The sequence below is a fragment of the Streptomyces sp. NPDC055189 genome (assembly GCF_053606765.1).
This window is the reverse complement of the sequence record NZ_JBSGSG010000036.1, coordinates 19804-41428: the sequence shown is the minus strand read 5'-3', so window position 1 is coordinate 41428 and position 21625 is coordinate 19804. Positions and strand designations below refer to the sequence as shown.

At 70.9% G+C, this 21625-nt stretch carries 16 protein-coding genes; 3 read left to right on the top strand and 13 right to left on the bottom strand.

Annotated features, from left to right (window positions below):
- Positions 1–122 precede the first annotated feature (122 nt).
- Positions 123–584, bottom strand: a complete 462-nt coding sequence (locus ACWFR3_RS24430) for an MGMT family protein (protein WP_453736771.1) — start codon at positions 582–584, stop codon at positions 123–125.
- Positions 585–736: 152 nt separating this feature from the next.
- Between ACWFR3_RS24430 and ACWFR3_RS24425 the strand changes: the two genes are divergently transcribed.
- The 3 genes from ACWFR3_RS24425 to ACWFR3_RS24415 all read left to right on the top strand — a co-directional run bounded on the left by ACWFR3_RS24425 (position 737) and on the right by ACWFR3_RS24415 (position 6976).
- Positions 737–3649, top strand: a complete 2913-nt coding sequence (locus ACWFR3_RS24425) for a lysylphosphatidylglycerol synthase domain-containing protein (protein ID WP_453736745.1) — start codon at positions 737–739, stop codon at positions 3647–3649.
- A gap of 134 nt (positions 3650–3783) precedes the next feature.
- On the top strand, positions 3784–5328 hold the full coding sequence (locus ACWFR3_RS24420; RefSeq protein WP_453736744.1) for an alpha/beta hydrolase: 1545 nt from the start codon (positions 3784–3786) through the stop codon (positions 5326–5328).
- An 88-nt stretch (positions 5329–5416) separates the two neighbouring features.
- On the top strand, positions 5417–6976 hold the full coding sequence (locus tag ACWFR3_RS24415; protein ID WP_453736743.1) for an alpha/beta hydrolase: 1560 nt from the start codon (positions 5417–5419) through the stop codon (positions 6974–6976).
- Positions 6977–7116: 140 nt separating this feature from the next.
- On the opposite strand, the gene moeZ is transcribed toward ACWFR3_RS24415, so the two are convergent.
- The 12 genes from moeZ to ACWFR3_RS24355 form a co-directional block, all read right to left on the bottom strand.
- Positions 7117–8295: an adenylyltransferase/sulfurtransferase MoeZ gene (gene moeZ, locus ACWFR3_RS24410; protein ID WP_453736742.1), complete on the bottom strand. Its 1179-nt coding sequence runs from the start codon at positions 8293–8295 to the stop codon at positions 7117–7119.
- A gap of 63 nt (positions 8296–8358) precedes the next feature.
- Positions 8359–9108 carry a spherulation-specific family 4 protein gene (locus ACWFR3_RS24405; RefSeq protein WP_453736741.1) on the bottom strand — a complete coding sequence of 250 codons (750 nt, stop codon included), beginning with the start codon at positions 9106–9108 and terminating at the stop codon, positions 8359–8361.
- Entirely contained in the window at positions 9096–10049 is a 954-nt protein-coding gene (locus ACWFR3_RS24400) for an NAD-dependent epimerase/dehydratase family protein (protein WP_453736740.1), read from the bottom strand. Before ACWFR3_RS24400 ends, ACWFR3_RS24405 begins: the two co-directional genes overlap by 13 nt.
- A 211-nt stretch (positions 10050–10260) precedes the next feature.
- Complete coding sequence (locus tag ACWFR3_RS24395) at positions 10261–11481, bottom strand: hypothetical protein (protein WP_453736739.1); 1221 nt, start codon at positions 11479–11481, stop codon at positions 10261–10263.
- Positions 11478–13169 (bottom strand): DUF3492 domain-containing protein, encoded by a 1692-nt coding sequence (locus ACWFR3_RS24390; protein ID WP_453736738.1) that lies wholly within the window; start codon positions 13167–13169, stop codon positions 11478–11480. The genes ACWFR3_RS24395 and ACWFR3_RS24390 overlap by 4 nt, the downstream gene beginning before the upstream one ends.
- Positions 13170–13370: 201 nt before the next feature.
- Positions 13371–15029 (bottom strand): dipeptide ABC transporter ATP-binding protein, encoded by a 1659-nt coding sequence (locus tag ACWFR3_RS24385; RefSeq protein WP_453736737.1) that lies wholly within the window; start codon positions 15027–15029, stop codon positions 13371–13373.
- Positions 15026–16015 carry an ABC transporter permease gene (locus ACWFR3_RS24380; protein WP_453736770.1) on the bottom strand — a complete coding sequence of 330 codons (990 nt, stop codon included), beginning with the start codon at positions 16013–16015 and terminating at the stop codon, positions 15026–15028. Before ACWFR3_RS24380 ends, ACWFR3_RS24385 begins: the two co-directional genes overlap by 4 nt.
- A 38-nt stretch (positions 16016–16053) precedes the next feature.
- Positions 16054–17046: an ABC transporter permease gene (locus ACWFR3_RS24375; RefSeq protein WP_453736736.1), complete on the bottom strand. Its 993-nt coding sequence runs from the start codon at positions 17044–17046 to the stop codon at positions 16054–16056.
- A gap of 20 nt (positions 17047–17066) precedes the next feature.
- Positions 17067–18794 (bottom strand): ABC transporter substrate-binding protein, encoded by a 1728-nt coding sequence (locus tag ACWFR3_RS24370; protein ID WP_453736735.1) that lies wholly within the window; start codon positions 18792–18794, stop codon positions 17067–17069.
- Positions 18795–18942: 148 nt separating this feature from the next.
- Positions 18943–19035 carry an Ms4533A family Cys-rich leader peptide gene (locus ACWFR3_RS24365; RefSeq protein ID WP_344520500.1) on the bottom strand — a complete coding sequence of 31 codons (93 nt, stop codon included), beginning with the start codon at positions 19033–19035 and terminating at the stop codon, positions 18943–18945.
- Between the two features lie 91 nt (positions 19036–19126).
- Positions 19127–20626 carry a DUF3152 domain-containing protein gene (locus ACWFR3_RS24360; RefSeq protein WP_453736734.1) on the bottom strand — a complete coding sequence of 500 codons (1500 nt, stop codon included), beginning with the start codon at positions 20624–20626 and terminating at the stop codon, positions 19127–19129.
- A gap of 8 nt (positions 20627–20634) precedes the next feature.
- Entirely contained in the window at positions 20635–21624 is a 990-nt protein-coding gene (locus ACWFR3_RS24355) for an alpha/beta fold hydrolase (RefSeq protein WP_453736733.1), read from the bottom strand.
- Position 21625: the final 1 nt, after the last annotated feature.

Below are 21625 nucleotides of genomic sequence, written 5' to 3'. Positions count from 1 at the left end.
ACGAACCAGCCGGCCCGCGAGACGTACGGCTTCGCTCATACGAACCAGCCGACGTGCGGAACGTAAGGCCTCCCCCGTACGGGCCACCGGCCCCCCGCGACGCCCCGAGATGGCCGAAGCTGTCAGGTGTGAGCCCCCGGAGCCTGCCGGAGAGCGGCACCGCCGCTCCCCGCCGCGTCGCCGCAAGGCGCGTCGCCACCCGCCGCCCCGCCCTCGCGCGCACCGGCGCCGTCCCAGCGCGCCCGCCGCATGTCGAGGCGCGGCACATGGCCCTCGGACGCGCGGCCCGCCTCACGCAGCGGCGTGCCCTCCGCGCGGTAGTGGCCAAGCGCCCGCAGTTCGTGGCCCGGCAGCAGCCGGCCGTCCGCGCGGACCACGCGCCACCACGGAACCGCGTCCCCGTAGAGGGCCATCACCCGGCCGACCTGTCGGGGGCCGCCCTCCTCCAGCCACTCCGCGACGTCCCCGTACGTCATCACCCGCCCCGGAGGGATCAGCTCCGCGACCTCGAAGACCCGCTCGGCGTACTCCGGGTACGTCGTGAGCCCCTGCTCCGATCCGCTCTCCTCGCTCATCCGGACCATCCTGCCGTACGCCACCGACACTGTGACGGGCCCGCGACAGAGTGTGCGGTAGGAGACAAACTGGTGCTCGGTGAACACTTTGCGACCCCGCATTGCACCCTGATGCCCCCCTCTGTCGGTGGGACATGCCACCATCGTGCGGGCGGTGACTGGTGATACGAGATCAAGAAGAGGCGACGGAGCAGCAGGATGTGTACCCCGATGAGACGGCGGGCACCCCTGCGGCCGAGGCGCACCCGGACACCGGTGGGCACTCCCTGACGAAGCGCGAGAAGTTCGAGAAGCACGGCAAGGACGAAGAGCCCGGCACGGACAGGGAGCCCGGCAGGACCGAGGACGCACAGGGCGGTCAGGGCGGTCAGGACGCACCCGACGCCCTCGCCCCCGGCAACCCGACCGGCGATCCCACCGACAACCCCACCGGCACCTGCGTAGACGAAGTCGAATCGCACACCGACCGCGTCGCCGGCGACGAACCGCTGCTCGCCGCGCGCGTGCACCGCCCCTCGGACCTGATGCGGCTGCTCGTCGGCGTCCTCGGGATCGTGGTGGTCCTCGCCATCGCCGCGTTCGCGCACGGCACGACGTCGGGGCTCGCCCAGGACATCGACAAGGGCACGGACCAGGCGCCCGACCTCCTGATCAAGTTCGCGGGCCTCACCGCGAGCATCGGCGTCCTGCTCGTCCCCGTCGCGTTCGCCATCGAGCGCCTGGTCAAGCGGGACGGTCTGCGCATCGCCGACGGCGTCCTGGCGGCCGTCCTCGCGCACGGCGTGACGCTCGCCACCGACCTCTGGGTCGCCAAGGCCGCCCCGGGCTCCATCCAGGAGGCGCTGACCCGCCCGTCGCCGGGCGATCTGCACGCGCTCACCGACCCCGTGCACGGCTATCTCGCACCGGTCATCGCGTACATGACAGCCGTGGGAATGTCCCGCAGACCGCGCTGGCGCGTGGTGCTGTGGGTGGTGCTGCTGCTCGACGCCTTCACCATGCTGGTCACCGGCTACACGACGCCGTTCTCGATCATCCTGACGGTCCTGCTCGGCTGGAGCGTGGCCTACGGAACGCTCTACGCGGTCGGCTCGCCGAACGTCCGCCCCACCGGCCAGACGCTCCTCGCGGGCCTGCGGCACGTCGGCTTCCACCCGGTGAGCGCGGCCCGCGAGGACGCCCCCGACAGCGAGCACGGCGACCGCGGCCGCCGCTACTTCGTCACCCTCGAGGACGGCCCGCCCCTGGACGTCACGGTCATCGACCGCGAGCAGCAGGCGCAGGGCTTCTTCTACCGCGTGTGGCGCAGACTCACCCTGCGAGGCATCACCCAGCGCCGCAGCCTGCAGTCGCTGCGCCAGGCCCTGGAGCAGGAGGCACTCCTCGCGTACGCGGCCATCGCGGCCGGGGCCAACGCACCCAAGCTGATCGCCACCTCCGAGCTCGGCCCCGACGCGGTGATGCTCGTCTACGAGCACACGGGCGGCCGCACCCTCGACTCCCTGCCCGACGACGTCATCACCGATGAACTGCTGTGCGACACCTGGCGGCAGGTGCAGGCGCTCCAGTCGCGGCGGATCGCCCACCGCAGGCTCGCAGGTGACGCGATCTTGGTGGATCGTTCCGGCACGGTGATCCTCACCGACCTGCGCGGCGGCGAGATCGCCGCCGGTGACCTGGTCCTGCGGATGGACATCGCGCAGCTCCTGACCGCCTTCGGGCTTCGCGTGGGCGCCGAGCGCGCGGTCGCCACCGCCCTCGACGTACTCGGCCCCGACACGGTCGCCGACTGTCTGCCGCTGCTCCAGCCCATCGCCCTGACCCGCTCCACCCGCGGCACCCTGCGCAAGCTGGCAAGGGAGCGTTCGCAGCGCGAGCGCGAGGCGGTCCTTGAGGCGTCCCGCAAGGACAAGCTGGCCCGCGCGGAAGAAGCGGAAGCCAACGCGGCGGAGCAGGCGGCTGAGACGGCCGACGGCGCCAAGGGCCCCGACCGCAAGACCGTGCGCGCGGAGAAGCAGGCCGAGAAGCAGGCGATAGACGTAGCGCTGGACCAGGCCCGCGAGGAGGATCTGCTCACCCAGATCCGTCACCAGGTGCTGCTCATCAGGCCGCAGGCGCCCGTCGAGCCGGCTCAGCTCGAACGGATCAGGCCGCGCACGCTGATCAGTTTCATCGCCGGTGCCATCGGCGCGTACTTCCTGCTCTCGCAGCTCACCCACGTCGACTTCAACACGATCGTCGCCGAGGCCGAGTGGGGCTGGGTCGCCGTGGCCGTGGCGTGCTCGGCGCTGAGCTACTTCGCGGCGGCGATGAGTCTGCTCGGCTTCGTGCCGGAACGCGTGCCGTTCCTGCGGGCGGTCCAGGCCCAGGTCGCGGGGTCGTTCGTGAAGATCGTGGCACCGGCCGCGGTGGGCGGCGTCGCGCTCAACACGCGCTTCCTGCAGCGCTCCGGAGTGCGTTCCGGCCTCGCGGTGGCGAGCGTCGGGGCCTCGCAGCTGTTCGGGCTCGGCTCGCACATCATGCTGCTGATGATCTTCGGTTATGTGACCGGTACGGAGAAGACGCCGTCCCTGTCGCCGTCCCGTACCGTCATCGCCGGTCTCCTCTCGGTCGCGGTGCTCGTGCTCGTGGTGACCGCGATCCCCTTCCTGCGCAAGTTCGTCGTCACGCGCGTGCGGTCGCTCTTCGCGGGCGTCGTGCCGCGCATGCTCGACGTGCTGCAACGCCCCCAGAAGCTGCTCACCGGCATCGGCGGCATGCTGCTCCTGACGCTGATGTTCGTGCTCTGTCTCGACGCTTCGGTGCGCGCCTTCACCACTTCGGAGATGAAGCCGCTGACCCTGGCCAGCGTCGCCGTGGTCTTCCTGGCCGGCAACGCGCTCGGCTCTGCGGCGCCCACGCCCGGCGGTGTCGGTGCGGTCGAGGCGACGCTCACCTTCGGTCTGATCGCGGTGGGCGTGCCCAAGGACGTGGCCGCGCCCGCGGTGCTGCTGTTCCGTCTCCTCACGCTGTGGCTGCCTGTGCTTCCGGGGTGGCTGTTCTTCAACCACCTGACAAGGAAGGGCCTTCTTTAGAACGGGCGGCCTTCTTTAAAGAAGGCCGCCCGTTCACGCTTCGAAGAAGGCCGCCCGTTCACGGAAGGACGAGCAAGCCACGGAAGGGCGAGCAAGCCGTGCGCCCCGTCTGCGCCCCCCGCAGGATGGGGAGCATGCCCAACCTCAAGGCGCGTGCCGCCGCCACCTTCGTCCTGCTGTCCGCAACCCTCGCGGCCTGCGGCGGTGACGGTTCCAAGGACTCCAAGGACACGGATCTGTCGGCCCAGGAGCTCAGCTGGAAGGACTGCCCCGCGCCCGACGCCGCCGAAGGCGGCGGTGAGGCCCCCTCCCCGCTCCCCGGCGGCGCCGCATGGCAGTGCGCCACCATGAAGGCCCCCCTCGACTGGGACAAGCCCAAGTCGGACACCATCGACATCGCCCTGATCCGCGCCGCGGCGAGCGGCGAGAAGGACCGGCGGATCGGCTCGCTCGTCTTCAACTTCGGCGGCCCCGGCGGCTCGGGCATCACCACGCTGCCCGCCTTCGGACAGGACTACGCCAAACTGCGCACCCGCTACGACCTGGTGAGCTTCGATCCCCGGGGCGTCGGCCGCAGCGCGGGCGTGAAGTGCGAGGACGACGAGAAGCTCGACGCGTACTTCCAGGAGGACTCCACGCCCGACGACGACGCCGAGCAGAAGAAGCTCGTCAAGAACGTGAAGGGCTTCAACGGAGCCTGCGAGAAGAACTCAGGCAAGGTACTCCCCCACGTACGCACCACCGACGCGGCCCGCGACATGGACCTGATGCGCCAGGTACTCGGCGACGACAAACTGCACTACTTCGGCATCTCGTACGGCACCGAACTCGGCGGCGTCTACGCCCACTTGTTCCCCAAGAAGGTGGGCCGTGCCGTCTTCGACGCGGTGGTGGACCCCACGGAGCCGGCCGAACAGGGCTCGCTGGGCCAGGCGAAGGGCTTCCAGCTCGCGCTCGACAACTACGCCAAGGACTGCACGTCGAAGGTCGAGGACTGCCCCGTCGGCGACACCGAGCAGGACGTCAAGGACAAGATCGCGAAGCTTCTGAAGGACCTGGACTCCAAGCCGCTGCCCGCTCAGCCCTCGCGCGAACTGACGCAGACCGCCGCCACGAACGGCATCGCGCAGGCGCTGTACTCCCAGGACTTCTGGCCGTACCTCACCGAGGGGCTCGACCAGGCGTACGACGGCGACGGCAAGCTGCTCATGACGCTCTCCGACTCCATGAACGGCCGCAACGAGGACGGCACGTACAGCAACCTCCAGGCCGCCAACATCTCCGTCAACTGCGCGGACGACAAGGCGCGCTACTCGCCGGAGTACGTCGAGAAGAAGCTCCCCGAGTTCCGCGAGGCATCACCGCTGTTCGGCGACTACCTGGCCTGGGGCATGGTCGGCTGCACCGACTGGGCCGTGGACGGCGCCGCCGACCACCCGGACGTCAGCGCACCGGGCGCGCCGCCGATCGTCGTGATCGGCAACACCGGCGACCCGGCCACCCCGTACGAGGGCGCGAAGAAGATGGCGGACGCGCTCGGCAAGGGCGTCGGCGTCGAGCTCACGTACAAGGGCCAGGGGCACGGGGCGTACGACAGCAAGAACAAGTGCGTGCGGAACGCGGTGAACGACTATCTCCTGGACGGCACGGTGCCCAAGGAGGGCACTGTCTGCTCGTGACGCGGCGGAGGCCGCACGACCCCCCGGGGCCACTGTCGGTGACCCCACTTACCATGGCTTGACTGTCTTCCGAGGGGGGAAGCGCTCCATGCCGCGTCTCGTACGGTCAGCCGCTCTGGCCGCCGCAGGAATACTGGTGGCGGGGCTCGCCGCCGGCTGCGGCGGTCCCGACGAGGGCAAGGACGACGCGAAGCCCGCGCCGACCGGCCCCGAGCAGTCGCCGAGACCCGCCCCCTCCTCCACCCTGCCCTCCTCGCTCACGAGCCAGCGGCTCGACTGGGGCGGCTGCAAGGCGACCGGCGAGGACCCCGCGCCCGGCTCCGAGTGGCAGTGCTCGCCCCTCAAGGTCCCCATGGATTACGAGAAGCCGGACGGCGAGACGATCGACGTCGCGCTGATCCGCCTGAGGTCCACCGGCAAGGGCGATCGCATCGGTTCGCTCCTGTTCAACTTCGGCGGGCCCGGCGGCTCCGGCGTCTCCATGCTGCCGTCGTTCGCCGACGACTACGAGAAGCTGCGCGAGCGCTACGACCTGGTGAGCTTCGACCCGCGCGGGGTCGGCGGCAGCGAGGGTGTGCGCTGCCGCAGCGACAAGGAGACGGAGGCCGCGGAGTCCGTCGACATGACCCCGGACACTCCGGCCGAGGAAGCGGCGTACTTCAAGGACGCGGCCGACTTCGGCGCGGGCTGCGCGCGCGACGCGGGCAAGTTCCTCGGCCATGTCTCGACGGTCGAGGCCGCTCAGGACATGGACGTGATGCGCCAGGTGCTCGGCGACGAGAAGCTGCACTACATGGGCGTCTCGTACGGCACCGAACTGGGCGGCGTCTACGCCCACTTGTTCCCCAAGAAGGCCGGACGCCTCACCCTGGACGCCGTCGTGGACCCGTCCGCGGACTCGGTGGGCCACGCCAAGAACCAGGCGCGGGGCTTCCAGCGCGCCCTGGAGAACTACCTGAAGTCATCGGGCCAGGACCCGAAGGCGGGCTCGCAGAAGATAGTGCGCCTCCTCAAGCGCCTCGACGCCCGGCCGCTGCCCGCTTCGGGCGACCGCAAGCTCACCCAGTCCCTTGCGACCACCGGCATCACGGTCACCCTGTACAGCCAGGACAGCTGGCCCGCCCTGACCCGCGGCCTGGAGCAGGCCGAGAAGGGCGAAGGATCGGCGCTCCTGGAGCTGGCCGACGCCTACAACGAACGCTCTCCGTCCGGCCGTTACAGCACGCAGAGCCACTCACAGCGCTCGATAGCCTGCCTCGACGCCAAGGACCGGACGACGCCCGCACAGGCGAAGGAGCAGCTCGGCGAGTTCCGCCGGATATCGCCGGTCTTCGGCGAGTTCATGGGCTGGGACACGGCGGGCTGGTGCCATCAGTGGCCGGTGGCCGGGCTGCACGACTCCCCCGACGTGAGCGCTCCGGGTGCGGACCCGGTCCTGGTCGTCGGCAACACCGGAGACCCGGCGACGCCCTACGAAGGCGCCAGCAAGATGGCGGACGAGCTCGGCAAGGGCGTCGGCGTCCAGCTGACCTGGAAGGGCGAGGGCCACGGGGCGTACGCCAGAGGCAGCGACTGCGTGGACGCCACGATCAACGACTACCTCCTGAACGGCAAGGCTCCGAAGGACGGCAAGGTCTGCGAGACGTGAGAGGGCCAGGGGGTTTCAGCCCGTCCGGCGTTTGAGGACGAGCCGTCAAGGCGACGCATTGCCCCCGGCCCGAAACGCCCCGCCATGGAAATGGGGCCCGCACCAGTAGGTGCGGGCCCCTTTCCGTTCAAGCGCTACGCCTAGTAAATCGGCTTCTCGGGCTCGATCTGGTTGACCCAACCGATCACGCCGCCGCCCACATGCACCGCGTCGCTGAAGCCCGCGGACTTCAGCACGGCGAGCACCTCCGCGGAGCGGACACCCGTCTTGCAGTGCAAGACGATCTTCTTGTCCTGCGGAAGGCCCTCAAGGGCGGTGCCCATGAGGAACTCGTTCTTCGGGATCAGCTTGGCGCCGGGGATCGAGACGATCTCCCACTCGTTCTGCTCGCGCACGTCGATGATCTCGATCTTCTCGTCCCCGTCGATCCACTCCTTGAGCTGCTTGGGAGTGATCGTCGAGCCGAGCGCCGCCTCCTGGGCCTCGTCCGACACGACGCCGCAGAAGGCCTCGTAGTCGATGAGCTCGGTGACGGTGGCGTTCGGGCCGCAGACCGCGCAGTCCGGGTCCTTGCGGACCTTGACCTGGCGGTACTGCATCTCCAGGGCGTCGTAGATCATCAGGCGCCCGACCAGCGGGTCGCCCACGCCGGCCAGGACCTTGATCGCCTCGGTGACCTGGATGGAGCCGATCGACGCGCAGAGCACGCCGAGGACGCCGCCCTCGGCGCAGGACGGGACCATGCCGGGGGGCGGGGGCTCCGGGTAGAGGCAGCGGTAGCACGGGCCGTGCTCGCTCCAGAAGACGGAGGCCTGGCCGTCGAAGCGGTAGATCGAACCCCACACGTACGGCTTGTTGAGCAGCACGCACGCGTCGTTGACCAGGTACCGCGTGGCGAAGTTGTCCGTGCCGTCGACGATCAGGTCGTACTGACCGAAGATCTCCATCACGTTCTCGGCTTCGAGCCGCTCTTCGTGGAGGATCACGTTCACGTACGGGTTGATGCCGAGGACGGAGTCCTTCGCCGACGCCGCCTTGGAGCGGCCGATGTCGGCCTGGCTGTGGATGATCTGGCGCTGCAGGTTCGACTCGTCGACCTCGTCGAACTCCACGATGCCGAGCGTGCCGACGCCCGCCGCGGCGAGGTACATCAGCGCCGGTGACCCGAGGCCGCCGGCGCCGACACACAGCACCTTGGCGTTCTTCAGCCGCTTCTGCCCTTCCATCCCGACGTCGGGGATGATCAGGTGGCGGGAGTACCTGCGGACCTCGTCGACGGTGAGCTCAGATGCTGGCTCGACCAGGGGTGGCAGCGACACGGAGACTCCGTTGGTCGGTATGTGGAAACGGTTGTTCTGTCCGTAACACTGCCACGCCCCTCTTCATTCCGAGACACCCGTTCCGATGCGCGAGACGATTTCGTCCCAGTACCCGGGCATGGACTCCCAGGGGTCACCGGCTCCCCCGACGTCCACCCGGTCGGTGAAGTAGATCGTCGACGCGCCCTGCCAGCGTGCGATGCGCAGCGCCTCGTCGAGATGGCCGCGCGGCATCCCGTGCACGAAGTGGCAGAAGCGCTCGGGCGGGTAGTCGGCGGTCCACTCGGCCACCTGTGACCAGCGGTAATCGCTCCAGGGACCCGAGAAGGTCACCAACTGGTCGGCGGATTCGGCGTATCCGGGATACGGGTGGGTGCCGTGTCCGAGGACGATGTGGGCGTCGTCGCAGAGCGCGCGCAGCGTCGTGACCGTCCTGCGCACCTCGGGGAGCGCCGCCCGCTCCGTGGGACAGCGGTCCAGCGAGAAGCCGTCGACCTGGTACCAGTCGAGGTAGCGGTGGGCGTCGGAGACGATCTCTCCGAAGCTGCGCGCCCCGTACGTCACGTCGAGGTGACCGAGAACACGTACGCCCGCGTTCCGCAGCCGTCCCGCCGCCTCCAGGCAGTGCGGGTCGGGCCGGTCCCCGGGACCCCTGCTCACATTCAGGACGACCCAGTCCAAAGGGGTCCCCGGCCGGGTCAGTTCGGACCATTCGCCCGGCGCGACGAGGGGGTGCGCGAAGCCGGGGATGCCGAAGCCCAGACGTACGTCGGTGTGTGCGGTTCCGGTGGCTGTGCTGGTCAGATGCGGCATGCCGCCTCCATCCAGATGTCGGCGAGTGACTCTTCGAGGTTGATCCGGGGGCGCCAGCCGAGCCGGTCGCGCGCGGTGCGCACGTCCGCCTGCTGCCAGCTGCCGCAGCCGTCCGGGTAGGGGTAGGCGGCGGGGTTCCCGTGCTCGGATTCGGCGCGGGGGTGCCCGATGGATTGCCGCAGGGCCCCTTGGTCGAGCTCGTGCAGGGCTCCGCCGTACCCGGCGACGCGCGCCAGGACGGCTGCCGCGTCACGAAGTCGTACGGCACGGCCCGCGCCGATGTTCACGATGCCCTGGGCCGCGGAGAGCGAGGCGGCGTGCACGGCGCGCGCCACGTCGCGTACGTCGATGAAGTCCCGCTGCACGCCCAGGCCCCCGAGCTTGAGCTCGCCGTCACCGGACTGCATGGCGCGCCGCATGGCCTCGGCGAGCCGCCCGAGCGGCGATCCGGCCGGGGTGCCGGGCCCCGCGGGCGAGAACACCCGCAGGACGACGGCGTCGAGTCCCGACCCGAGGACCAGCTCGGTGGCGGCGAGCTTGCTGACTCCGTACGGTCCGCCGGGCCTGGGCACGGCGTCCTCAGCGGTGGAGGATCCCGGCTGGCTCGGCCCGTATTCGGCGCCGCATCCGAGCTGTACGAGCCGCGCCCCGCATCCGCTGCGGCGCAGGGCCTCGCAGATCGTGGCGACGGCGACGGTGTTGTGCCGGGTCAGCTCGCGGGCACCGCCGCGTGTGGCGCCCGCGCAGTTGATGACGACGCCCGGGTGCACGGCGTCCAGGAAGCGGGTGAGCGCGCCGGGGCTGCCGCTCGCGAGGTCGAACCGTACGTCCGAGTCGTCTCCGCGGCCGAGCGCGGTGAGCTGCACCGCCGGGTCGGCGAGCAGCCGGTCGGCGACGAACCGGCCGAGGTATCCGTTGGCTCCGATCAGCAGCACCCTCATCGGGCGGCTCCCGGGTCGGTTGCGCGGATACTGGGGGTGCTCATCTGGCTGTCTCCTTCAGAGGGTTGCCGTAATTCACGGGGTAAGGCCCGCGGTGTCGGCCCCGCGGGAGAGAAGGCCTTCGAGGGCATCGAAGGCGTGGGAGGCATGGAGGGCATGGAGGGCTTCGAGTGCGTGGCGTCGGGTGAGCCGCGGCCGGCGGCGCGCACGCTCAAGACGTCCGGCCCGCGTGTGCGGAGGCCCGGCTGAGCACCCGCAGGGAATGGAGCAGCAGCACGCCCGCGGCGGCGCCGCACGCGACGACGGGGACGACACCGGGCCCCCAGGCCCGCATCGCGCCCTCCACCGGAGCGGCCAGCCACGCGCATCCCGGCAGCCGCCCCGCGAACACGCAGGCGACCAGGGCCGCCTCCGCGGCACCCGCGGCCCCCAGCATCAGCGAGGGCGCACGCGTGAACCCGTACGAGGAGAGCAGCCGGGAGAGCAGCAGCAGTGCGCCCAGCGCCCCTGCACCGGCGGAGACAGGTGCCGCCCGCAGGGCCGCGGCCCCCACGAGCAGGGCCGCCAGGGCGCAGAGGTAGAGCGCGATCACGCCGAGGAGCAACGGCCTTACGGAGGCGGTGAATTCGGTGAGCCCCCGGCTGAGGGAAAGCCTTCCCTGTGCACCCACGGCGAACAGCCGCACGCACCATGCCGCGGGCGCGACGGCGAGCGAGAGGCCAAGGGCGGCGGCGGTCGACGGCGCCCAGGGGCCGTCGGGCCCGCCGGAGACGGCGGCCCGCAGCAGCCCGTCGCCGAAGAGTGCGTACGCGACGAGGAAGCACGCCCACGCGCGCGTGGCGGGCAGGATCTGGTGCGCGGAACGCAGCGGGCCCCTACGGAGGACGATCCGCAGCGCGACGGCCACGGCGAGCGCTCCGCCGAGCCCCACCGCGAGCCGCGCACGACCCTGAGTCAGTTCAAGCCCCGCGACAGCGAGCCCGCACGCGGCACCCGGCAACAGTGCGAACAGCGCCCAACCGGCGGGTACTTCGGGCACGCTCCCCGGGGGAGGCGCCACGGGGACGGCGCGTTCCTCCTCGTCGCGCGGCACGCGCGCGTACATCTCCTCGGCGAGCGCGAACACGTCCCGGTGCCTGAACCGCGCGGCGGTCCGGTCGGTCACTCCGTGCGCCTCGAGTCCGGCGGCGATCTCCAGTGGGTCTACGGCCCGCGCACACAGTTCCTTGTGCCGGTGCATCAGCGCCTTCACCGGGTCGACGCCACCGCGCCGCACGGGACCGGCACCGGTCTCGGCACCGGATGCCGCCCCGCGCCAGGCCGCGGGCTCCCGTACGAGTGCCGCGTCGGCGACCAGTTCCTCCGACCGCACGTCCCACCCGCCGGGACTCACCGGAGCCCGAGGCGCGTCGACCTGCTGCTCCTTGCTCATACGCCCGCCCCTTTCAACTGCTGCGGCCCGTCGGTCTCGTGCGCCCAACTCGGCGCGCCCGCGTCCCCGCCGCCCGCGGCTCCCGCCCACCGGCCCGGCATGCGGGCCTCCGCCGGGTTGCCGAACGGCACCGGCTCGCCCGCGTCGTCGAGCGCCTCCCTGCGCACCGGGCAGCGCGAGACGATCTCCAGGTAAATGCCGCGAAATGCCTCGATGTTCTGCTCAACGGTGAACAGTTCGAGCGCCCGCGCACGCGCCGCCGCCCCGAGCCGTTCGCGCCGCCCCGCGTCGCGCAGCAGCGTCACGCACGCCTCGGCGAGCGCCCGCGGGTTGCGCGGCGGCACCACGAGCCCCGTGCCGCCGATGACCTCGACGACCGCGCCGACATCCGTGGAGACCGTCGCGCGCCCGCAGAACATCGCCTCGACCAGGCTGATCGGGAAGCCCTCTATGACGCTCGACAGGACGACGACACTCCCCGCGGCGTACGCGTCCGCAAGCTCGGGCACCTCGGGTGCGCCGATCTCCTCGAAGGACACGGGGTTGTCGCCGACGGCGTGCGCGCCCTGCGCCTCGTCGGGGAAGAGCTGCGCTGCGAGGGCCCGGCAGTGCGTGAGGTACGCGGCCGCCTCCGGGCCTTCCGCGGTCGCGCCGACGATGCGAAGGCGCGCCTTCGGCTCCTCCTTGCGGACCTCCGCGAAGGCGTGGAGCAGGGAGACAAGGTCCTTTGCGGGCTCGATGCGCCCGACCCAGAGGAGGGTGTCCGGGTCGCCCGGGTCCTCCCGCTCGCCGACCTCCGCGAAGCGGGACGCCTCCATGCCCGGATAGACCGTGCGCAGCTTGGCCCGCTCGGCCCCGCACCGCTCCTGCCAGCGGCGGGCGTGCGTGTTGCCGGGCGTGATGAACGTGGCCCGGCGGTACGCCTCGGCGGCGAGCTTGCCGTGGAAGGAGGTGAGCAATGCCCGCGCCGGCGCACTCAGGGCCTCGTCGCCGGTCGCGAGGTAGTGCGCACGCAGCTGCACGCCGTACTCGGTGACGAGGAGCGGCACTCCGGAGAAGTGCTTGGCGAGGAGGCCGGGGAGCGCCGCCGGGCCGCCGGACGTGGCGTGGCACAGGTCCACCGCGCCGAGGCCGTCGTCGCCGTACCAGTCGAGGGAGAGCGGGCGAAGCGCACGCTCCAGGAGGCCAGCCACGGTGAGCAGGTCGGGTACCCGTGCGGTGCGTGCGGCGCGGAGTGCGCCCGGCGCGCGGCACGCGCTCTCCAGGGCGCGCACGGCCGCTTCGGAGCACAGGGCACCGACGAGGCCGCCCTCGTCGCGGGCGAGTTCGGCGAGGCCGTAGAGCGCACTGCTGAAACGGTCCGCCACCACGCTGGAGGTGCCGGGGGCACAGTCGCACACTGCCGAGGCCAGCTCGCCGAAGCACTCCGTGAAGCGCCGCCGCGCCCGCCGTCCGTACCCGGCTTCGGAGGCGGTGTCGTCGTCGACCGTCCACAGGGGCGCCGTCCGTACCCGTTCCACCTGGGGCGGCAGCTCGATCCAGCCCTGCGCCTCCTGCCGCTCGCTGCGGCTGAGTGCGTAGATGTCGAATTCGTGCTGCCCGAGCCCGCGCACGAGCCGGTCACACCAGAGCCTGGCGTCACCGCTCACATACGGATAGCCACCCTCCGTAAGCAGTCCGATGCGCACGCGTACACCCCCGATCTCCCATATGGAGAGCCGCCGTTGGGCCGGCGGCTCGCAGCGGGACGAACGTATGCGGACATGCAGGTGGCGTGATGGACGGTTGTCCATCACGCCACCAAAAGGGGTGAACGCCCGTAACTTTCCCGCGCCGGTAGCGTTCTGTCGCGCTATGAAGCCCGGAGAGCGCTCTTTGGCTACGGAACGTTAAGCTGCGGCCAGCTCCCTGCGGGCCGTGCGGCGCTGCGCCGCGGCCTCCGGATCGAGCGCGGGCACGGCGGCCAACAGCTGCCTGGTGTACGCCTGTCGCGGCGCTTCGTACATCTCGTCGACGGAGCCCTGCTCGACGATCCGCCCCTGCCGCATCACCGCGACCCGGTCGCTGACCTGGCGTACCACCGCGAGGTCGTGCGCGATGAAGACGAGGGCGAGCCCGTGCTCCTCCTGCAGTTCGGCGAGCAGCGCGGTCACCTGCGCCTGCGTCGTCACGTCGAGCGCCGACACCGGCTCGTCGCACACGATGACGCGGGGCTCGGCGGCAAGGGCCCGCGCGATCCCGACGCGCTGCCGCTGGCCGCCGCTGAACTCGTGCGGATAGCGCCCGTAGTACGCCGGATCGAGCCCGACGCGCTCCATGAGGGCGCTCACGCGTGCGCGCACGACGGCTTCGTCGCGCTCGCCCCGCGCGCGCAGCGGATCAGCGATGGACTCCCCGATGCCGCGGCGCGGATTGAGCGAGGAGACGGGGTCCTGGAACACCATCTGCACGCCCGCCCGTACACCACGGCCCGACGGCGCAGACCCACCACCGCGGTCCGCACCCCCGTTCGCCGCGCCCCCGTGCCGGATCTCCCCCGCCGAAGGTTCGAGAAGTCCCACCAGCATCCGCCCGAGGGTCGTCTTGCCGCTGCCGCTCTCCCCCACGATCCCGAGCGTCTCCCCCCGGCGGACCGTGAGCGACACCCCGTCCACCGCGGCGAACGCACGCTTGCCGCGCCCGAACTCCCGCCGCAGACCGACCGCTTCGAGTACGACGTCGCCCTGCGCGGGGGCGGCCGCTTCCCGCGGCGAGTCCACCCGGGGCACCGCCCCGAGCAGCTCGCGCGTGTACGCCTCGCGCGGCGCTCCGAGAACCTCACGTACGGGCCCGCGTTCGACGGCCCGCCCGTACCGCATGACCAGGACGTCGTCGACGCTCTCCGCCGCGACACCCACGTCGTGCGTGACCAGGAGCAGGCCCATTCCGGTCTCGGCCCGCAGCACGTGCAGCAGGTCGAGGATCTGGGCCTGCACGGTGACGTCCAGGGCGGTCGTCGGCTCGTCGGCGATCAGGAGCTCGGGCTCGCAGGCGAGCGCCATGGCGATGAGCGCGCGCTGCCGCATGCCGCCGCTGAACTCGTGCGGCCGGGACCGCGACCTGCGCGCCGCGTCCGGGATGCCCACCCGGTCGAGCACGTCGACGGCACGCGCGCGTGCCGCCCTGCGCGAGGCCCCGGTGTGCACGCGGTACACCTCGGCGATCTGGTCGCCCACCGCGTAGTACGGGTCCAGGGACGACAGCGGGTCCTGGAAGACCATCGCCGCCTTCCCGCCCCGCAGCCGCCGCAGCTCGGCACCGGACGCTTCCTGTACGTCGATGCCGCCGACCCGCACCTCACCGCCGACGTGCGCGCCGGTGCCCCGGTGGAGCCCGAGCAGCGCGGAGGCCACCGTGCTCTTGCCGGACCCCGACTCGCCGACGAGGCCGAGCGCGCCGCCTTTTTCCAGCGTGAAGGAGAGCCGGTCGACGGCGCGCGTCTCCCCGAAGTCGACCACCAGATCGGTCACTTGGACGAGGCTTTGCACCTTGCCGGGGACCGGGCTCATGACAGGACCACCCTTCGGTCGGCCACCGCGTAAAGAACGTCCGCGACGGCGTTGGCGAGCACCACGAAGAAGCCGGTCACCAGGACCATGCCGACCACGACCGGCAGGTCGACCTCCTTGACCGCGTGCACGAGTTCGCGCCCCATGCCGGGCAGGCCGAAAAGCGTCTCGCTGAGCACGGCACCACCGAACATCGACCCGAAGTCGTTGGCGCTCATCGCGATGACCGGGGCGATCGCGCCCCGCAGGGCGTGCTTGCCGATGATCGAGCGCTCCCCGACGCCGTACGCACGGAACGTCCGCACATGGTCGTCGGCGAGGGTCTCCAGCATCGAGGCGCGGGTGAGGCGCGCGTACTTGGCGGCCTCGATCAGCGCCAGGGAAAGCCAGGGCAGGAGCAGGTTCCAGGCCCACTGCTGGGGGTCGTCGGTGAACGGTACGTACTGCGGGAAGGGCAGCCAGTTCAGCTGGCCGCAGACCACGATCATCAGCAGCAGGCCGATGACGAAGACGGGCGTGGCCGTGCCGGCGAGGGTGACGCCGGTCAGGACGCGCTCGGTGACGCGCCCGCGCCGCCAGGCGGACAGGACGCCGGTGCCGACGCCGAGGATCAGCCACATCACCATGGCGCCGAGCGCGAGCGACCCGGTGACGGGCAGCTTCGCCAGGATCAGCTGGGTGACCTGCTGGTCGCTCTGGTAGGAGAGCCCGAGGCAGGGGGCGTCGCAGTGCTCCGTGCCGGTGCCCGTCGAGTAGTCCTGGCCGGCGAAGATGCCCTGGAGGAAGTCCCAGTAGCGGACGTACACCGGATCGTCGAGCCGCAACTGTTCGCTCACCTGCGCCACTTGGGCCGGTGAGCAGCGCGGACCGCAGGTGATCTGGGCGACGTCGCCGGGAGCGACGTAGAAGACCGCGTAGATGATCACGGAGATGGCGAGCAGGGTGACAAGGGCGCCGATCGCGCGCCTCAGGAGGAAGCCGGTCATGCCGTGCAGAAGGCCGGTCACGCCTTGCGAGAGGCCGGTCATGCCTTGCCCTCCCGCTTCTGCCCGGTGCCGATCCGCAGCCGCGACGCGGCCCGCGGATCGAGCGCGGTCCGCACGCCGTCGCCGAGGACGGTCAGCGCGAGCACCGTCACGAACAGCGCCCCCGCGGGCAGCAGTAGGTACTGCGGCGCGGCCTGGTACCAGATGTCGGCCGAGGTCAGCATCTGTCCCCAGGAAGCGGTGGGCGGTTTGACGCCGACGCCGAGGAAGGAGAGCGCGGCCTCCACCGTGATGTTCAGCGGGACGAGCAGCGCCGCGTAGGTGATGACGGGGGCGGCGAGCCCCGGCAGGAGTTCGCGGCGCGCGATGCGCCAGGTGCTCCAGCCGCTGAGCCGGGCGGCGGCCACGTAGTCGAGCTCCTTGAGGGTGATGGTCTGCGCGCGCACGATCTTGGCCGTACTGCCCCAGGCGACGAGCCCGATGACCAGGGCGACCAGGACGGGACGCGGGAATCCGCTGGGCACGATCGCCATCAGGGCGAGCGAGAGGACCATCAGCGGCATGGCGACGATGACGTCGGTGGCGCGGCTGAGCACCTGGTCGACCAGGCGGTTGCCGAGCCCGGCCGCGATGCCGATGGTGACGCCGAGCAGCACCTGCACGAAGGTCGCGGCGAAGGCGACGCCGAGGGAGACCCGCGCGCCGTACACGAGACGGGCGAACAGGTCGCGTCCGGTCTGCGGCTCGACGCCGAGCCAGTGTTCGGCGCTCATCCCGCCGAACGAGCCGATCGGGACGCCGCCGCGCCCGGAGTCGATGAGGTCGGGGTGGTACGTACTGGGGTCCTGGCCCTCGATGGCGGTGAGCAGCGGCGCGGCGAGCGCGACCAGGACGAGCAGCGCGACGACGACCGCCGCGACGAGGGCGGCGCGCTGCGTACGCAGCCGCCGCCAGAACTGACGGGCACCGGAAGTCGGGGCGGGCGCCGTGACGCCCGTCCCCGCTTCCGAGGCCAGAAGGGCCTCGCTCATGGTGATGTGACCAGTAGCCCTTACTTGACCGCGACCTGCGAGACGTCAAGGACGCCCGTCCAGTCACTGATCACGATGTTCTTGACGTCCTTGCCGTAGAGGCGCTTGTAGACCGGGTGGAAGAGCGGCACGGTCAGGGCCTGCTCGCCGATCTTCTTGTCGAGTGCGCCCCAGCGCTTCGCGGCCGCGTCGAGGTCGGTGAGCTTGTTGATCTCGTCGATCTCGTTGTTGACCGACTTGTCGTCCAGGAAGCCGGTGTTGAAGTTGGCGCCGTCCTTCACGATCTGCCGCCCGTCGAAGATCGGGGCGAGGAAGGGACCGCCGGAGGGCCAGTCGGCACCCCAGTGGGCGAGGAAGAGGCCGGGCTCGTCCTTGGCGCTGTGCACCTTGTCCTTGTAGTCGTTGTCTTCGAGACCCTGGAGCTTGACGGTGATCCCGGCCTTCTTCAGGGCGTCCTGGATCGACGTGGCGATCTCCGGGCTCGTCTCGAAGTCCTTGGCGTTGGAGTGGGTCAGCGTGATGGTGAGCCCGTCCTTGTGACCGGCTTCCTCAAGAAGCTCTTTGGCCTTCTTCGCGTTGCCGGACTTGCCCGCCGGGAAGTGGTCGTACTTCGTGTATCCGAAGGACTTCTGGTCGGGCAGGTACGTGGTCGCGGGCTCGGCGAGCGACGAACCGCCGGCCGCGTTGACGACCGACGAACGGTCGACGGCGTACGAGATGGCCTGGCGCACCTTCGGGTCGTCGAAGGGCTTCACCTTGGGGTTGAAGGCGAGGTAGTTCGTGTATCCGAAGTGCCCGGTGCCCACGCGCGACGCCAGTGCCTTGTCGCCGGTGACCTTGGCGAGTTCGGCGGGGCCGAGGTTCGTGTCGGTGGTCACGGCGGCGGCGTCCGCGCCCTGGCCGGCCGAGAGCCGCTGGTTGATGACCGAGGAGTTGAGGCCGGACCGCACGTCGATCTTGTCCGGGTAGGCCTTGCGCTCGGGGTCGGTCTTCGCCGACCAGTGCGGGTTGCGCTCCAGGGTCAGGCGCTCGCCGTCGTTCTCGTTCCTGACGACCTTGTACGGGCCGGACGAAACCGGGTGCTCCTCGTACTTGGTGCCCTTGTCCTTGCTCTTGGGGACGGGCGTGAACTGCGTCTGCGTCGCCAGATAGGGGAATTCGCCCTCGGGCTTGTTCAGGTGGAAGACGATCGTGCGCTCATCGGGCGTCTCGATCGACTCAAGTCCCTTGCCGCTCTTGTCCTTGTAGGGCCCGGCGTACTTGTCGCCGCCGATCAGCCAGTCCCTCAAGTAGGGCGCGCCGCCCGAGAGTTCACCGGCGAAGGAGCGCTCGATGCCGTACTTGATGTCGGCGGAGGTAATCGGCGATCCGTCCTCGTACTTGAGCCCTTCCTTGAGGGTGTACGTCCACACCGTGGCGTTCTTGGACGACTTGCCGAGGTCCGTGGCGAGGTCCGGCACGACCTCCGAGCCCTTGGCGCCGTCCTCGCGGTTGCGGGTGGTCAGGGTGCGGAAGACGAGCGAGGGGACGTTGCCGCCGCCGGAGGTGTAGAGCCGCGCCGGGTCGAAGTCGACCTGCGGCTGGCTGTTGAGGACAGTGAGCGTGCCGCCCTTCGCGGGCTTGCCCTCGGCGCCGCCGTTCCCGGCGTCGTTGTCCTCGGGGCCCGCGCAGGCGGCGGCGCCCGCTGCCAGGACGAGGCTGACGGATGCCGCTGCCACGCGGCGGGCTATGACGGACGGTTGACGCATGGGAAGGGGCCTCTCGGAGAACCAAATGGGGCAAAAAGCGCAGAGCTCGCCCCGGGGTCGCCGAAAAGGGTCAGTCAGGACCGCAGAGGGTGCGGAAGGTGCAGCAGAGGGTCCCGAGAGAAAGCGACGCACACGCCAGGGGCGGGCGTCAGCAACAGTGAATGTCGGACACGCAGAGCGCGGTCACGCCAAAGAGCGCCAGCTCAAGGGCGGCGCGCGAGGAGGCGTGACGAGGCGACATGCGGAGAAATATGAACGAACTTTCGGCAGATGTCAAAGCTTGTGATCCAGAAATGACCGCATGCCGGTCACTTCTGTCTCAACTCGTGGGCTCAACTTTTGGGAAACGCCCAGGGGTTGGCCTTGCACTTGATTCCGTCGTGGTCGAGGAACTTCGTCTGCTGCTGCATGACCGGCGCGAGCTGGCCGTCCTTCGTGCAGTCCGTGTGGTTGAAGCCGAGCCGGTGACCGACCTCGTGATTGATCAGCATCTGCCGGTACGGATAGATGCGGTCGCCGTAGGTCTTGGCGCCCTGCGCCCACCGATAGGCGTTGATCATGACGCGGTCGGTGGCCGCGGAGTCACAGGAAACGTTCTGCTGAAGGGTGTCGAGCCCTGATTTCGCGCACCATTTGCCGGTCGTCCCGGGGCTCGCGAGCGTGATGACGAAGTCGGGCTTCCCCGAGGAGATCCGCTCGAAGGTCCGGCCGCCGCCGTGCGCCCAGCTCCGGTCGTCGTTCAGGGTCTTCTGCACGGCCGAGGCGAACAGCTCGCCGTCCAGACCCATGCCCTTCTCGACGTCGACGCGGTAGCGGAACTTCTGCCCCTTGCCGGGCGCCTTGTCGAACCCTGCCATCGCGTCGAAGTCGCCGGACGCCGTGAGCTTGGCGTCGAGCGGGTACTTCTTGGCCATCTTCGCCTCGTATGTCGCCGGGGCGGACTCCGGAGGCGTGGGCCGGTCGTCAGAGCGGGACGCGTCCTCACCCGCGGCGCGCTTCTCCTGACCCTCCGCGGCCTGCGTCCGGGGAGCGGAATCCTTGGGCCCGTCGGTCACCTGACCGGCCACGACGACCGCGAGGACGGTGGTGACGGCGGCGGCCGCGATCCCGGTGAAGGTGCGGCCCTTGCCGCCTCCCTTGCCGGCTTCGGCCTCGGCCTCGTCGTCCGCGATGCCGCCGGGACCGCCGGGACCGTCGGACCCGTCGGCGGCGGACCAGAGCTCTCCGTGCGCTTCCTCGTCCTCGTCGACCGCGCGGTCCCAGTCGGTGACGGAGGCGTACGGGTCGCGGGGCGGGGCGCCTGCCGACGCGGGGGCGGGGGCGGACGCGGCGGCCGTACCGGTCCTGCCGGCCATGCCGGTCGTGTTGATCGCGCCGGTCGAGAAGAGGTCATCCTCCGCCGACTCGTCGCCGAACGCGTCCACGTACTCACGGCGGGGCCCCGGCATGCGGGGCGGCGCGGTCCGCGCACCCGGCGTTCCGTAGACGGCACCCGGCCGCGGCCCTGATCCCCATCCACCACCGGGCTCACGCTGCTCGGGATGCCCGCCACGGACGTGCGGCGAGCCGTGCGGCGGGGTGGCCTGCGGGACTCCGCGGGGCGGGGTGGCCTGGGGAACTCCGCGCGGAGGCGTGGCCTGCGGGATGCCGTGCGGAGGCGTGGCCTGCGGGATGCCGTGCGCGGGCGTGCCGCCGTCCCCCGGAGCTCGTCTGCGGCGCCCCGTGCCGGGACCGGGCGGTCGTGCGCCCTGTGTCGACGTTATGTCGGTGGTATCCGTGCTGCCCGTGTTGTCTGCGAGGTCGGTCGAACCCCGGCGGCTATGACGTCCCACTCGCCGCCTCAGCTCCCTGCGTCCGACTGACCGGATGCTTGCAATTCGTCCGTGTCCGCGAGCAGTTCGCGGATTGCCGTGGCCACCGTATCCGGATACTCCATCATCGCCACATGCCCCGCCTCCGGCAGCGTGAGAAGCCGTGAGTCACGGAACGCGGCGGCGGCCCTGCGGGCCATGCGGAACGAGACGAGCAGGTCCCGGCCACCGTAGATCAGGAGGGTCGGCGCGAGCACCCGTTCGGCCTGCCGCCACAGGCCGTGCTGCCCGCCCAGTGTGTACGCGTTCACGATGCCGCGCGCCGAGCGGGCCATCGCGTCCCACATGTACGGGAGGGCGAGCCTGCGCTCCATCTCCCGCACGGCCGCGCTGTACCCCTCGGGCGAGACCCGGCCCGGATCGCCGTAACAGAGCGCCATGACGCCGCTGACCCGCTGCTCGGCCGTCCAGTCCTTGGTGAGCCGGGTGAACAGACTCGCCACGCCGGGCACCGCGAGCAGCCCGGTCGGCAGTGCCGTGCGCTGCACCCGCAGCTCCGGGAGCGCGGGCGAGACCAGGGTCAGGGTGCGCACCAGGTCGGGGCGGACGGCGGCCACGCGGGTGGCGACCGCGCCGCCCAGCGAATTGGCGATCAGGTGCACGGGCCCGTCGTCGCGTGCGTCCAGATAACGGATGACCGCGCGCGCGTGCCCCGTGACCGAATAATTGCCGTCGTCCGGCGGCGGCGAGTCGCCGAACCCCGGAAGGTCGATCGCCGCGCAGTCGACGACGTCCTCGAGCAGCGGCATCAGGGCCGACCAGTTCTGCGAGGAGCCGCCGAGCCCGTGCACGAACAGCGCGGGCGGCAGTCCCTCGCGGACCGACGGCCTGGAACGCACCGAAAGCGTGAGCCCGGGGAGCGTGACCGAGTCCAGCCGCTCGCCCGCAGCGACCGCGACGGCACCCGGTTTGGGTGCGACGGAAGCGGCGATCACATGCGGCAGGTCGGTCGAAGACATG

Excerpts from the sequence above, each read along its gene's own strand:
- ACWFR3_RS24355 (WP_453736733.1), bottom strand. The coding sequence starts at position 21,624 with ATGTCTTCGACCGACCTGCCGCATGTGATCGCCGCTTCCGTCGCACCC.
- ACWFR3_RS24395 (WP_453736739.1), bottom strand. The coding sequence starts at position 11,481 with ATGAGCAAGGAGCAGCAGGTCGACGCGCCTCGGGCTCCGGTGAGTCCC.
- ACWFR3_RS24405 (WP_453736741.1), bottom strand. The coding sequence starts at position 9,108 with ATGCCGCATCTGACCAGCACAGCCACCGGAACCGCACACACCGACGTA.
- ACWFR3_RS24415 (WP_453736743.1), top strand. The coding sequence starts at position 5,417 with ATGCCGCGTCTCGTACGGTCAGCCGCTCTGGCCGCCGCAGGAATACTG.
- ACWFR3_RS24375 (WP_453736736.1), bottom strand. The coding sequence starts at position 17,046 with ATGAGCGAGGCCCTTCTGGCCTCGGAAGCGGGGACGGGCGTCACGGCG.
- ACWFR3_RS24385 (WP_453736737.1), bottom strand. The coding sequence starts at position 15,029 with ATGAGCCCGGTCCCCGGCAAGGTGCAAAGCCTCGTCCAAGTGACCGAT.
- ACWFR3_RS24370 (WP_453736735.1), bottom strand. The coding sequence starts at position 18,794 with ATGCGTCAACCGTCCGTCATAGCCCGCCGCGTGGCAGCGGCATCCGTC.
- ACWFR3_RS24400 (WP_453736740.1), bottom strand. The coding sequence starts at position 10,049 with ATGAGGGTGCTGCTGATCGGAGCCAACGGATACCTCGGCCGGTTCGTC.
- ACWFR3_RS24430 (WP_453736771.1), bottom strand. The coding sequence starts at position 584 with ATGGTCCGGATGAGCGAGGAGAGCGGATCGGAGCAGGGGCTCACGACG.
- ACWFR3_RS24380 (WP_453736770.1), bottom strand. The coding sequence starts at position 16,015 with ATGACCGGCTTCCTCCTGAGGCGCGCGATCGGCGCCCTTGTCACCCTG.
- ACWFR3_RS24365 (WP_344520500.1), bottom strand. The coding sequence starts at position 19,035 with ATGTCGCCTCGTCACGCCTCCTCGCGCGCCGCCCTTGAGCTGGCGCTC.
- ACWFR3_RS24420 (WP_453736744.1), top strand. The coding sequence starts at position 3,784 with ATGCCCAACCTCAAGGCGCGTGCCGCCGCCACCTTCGTCCTGCTGTCC.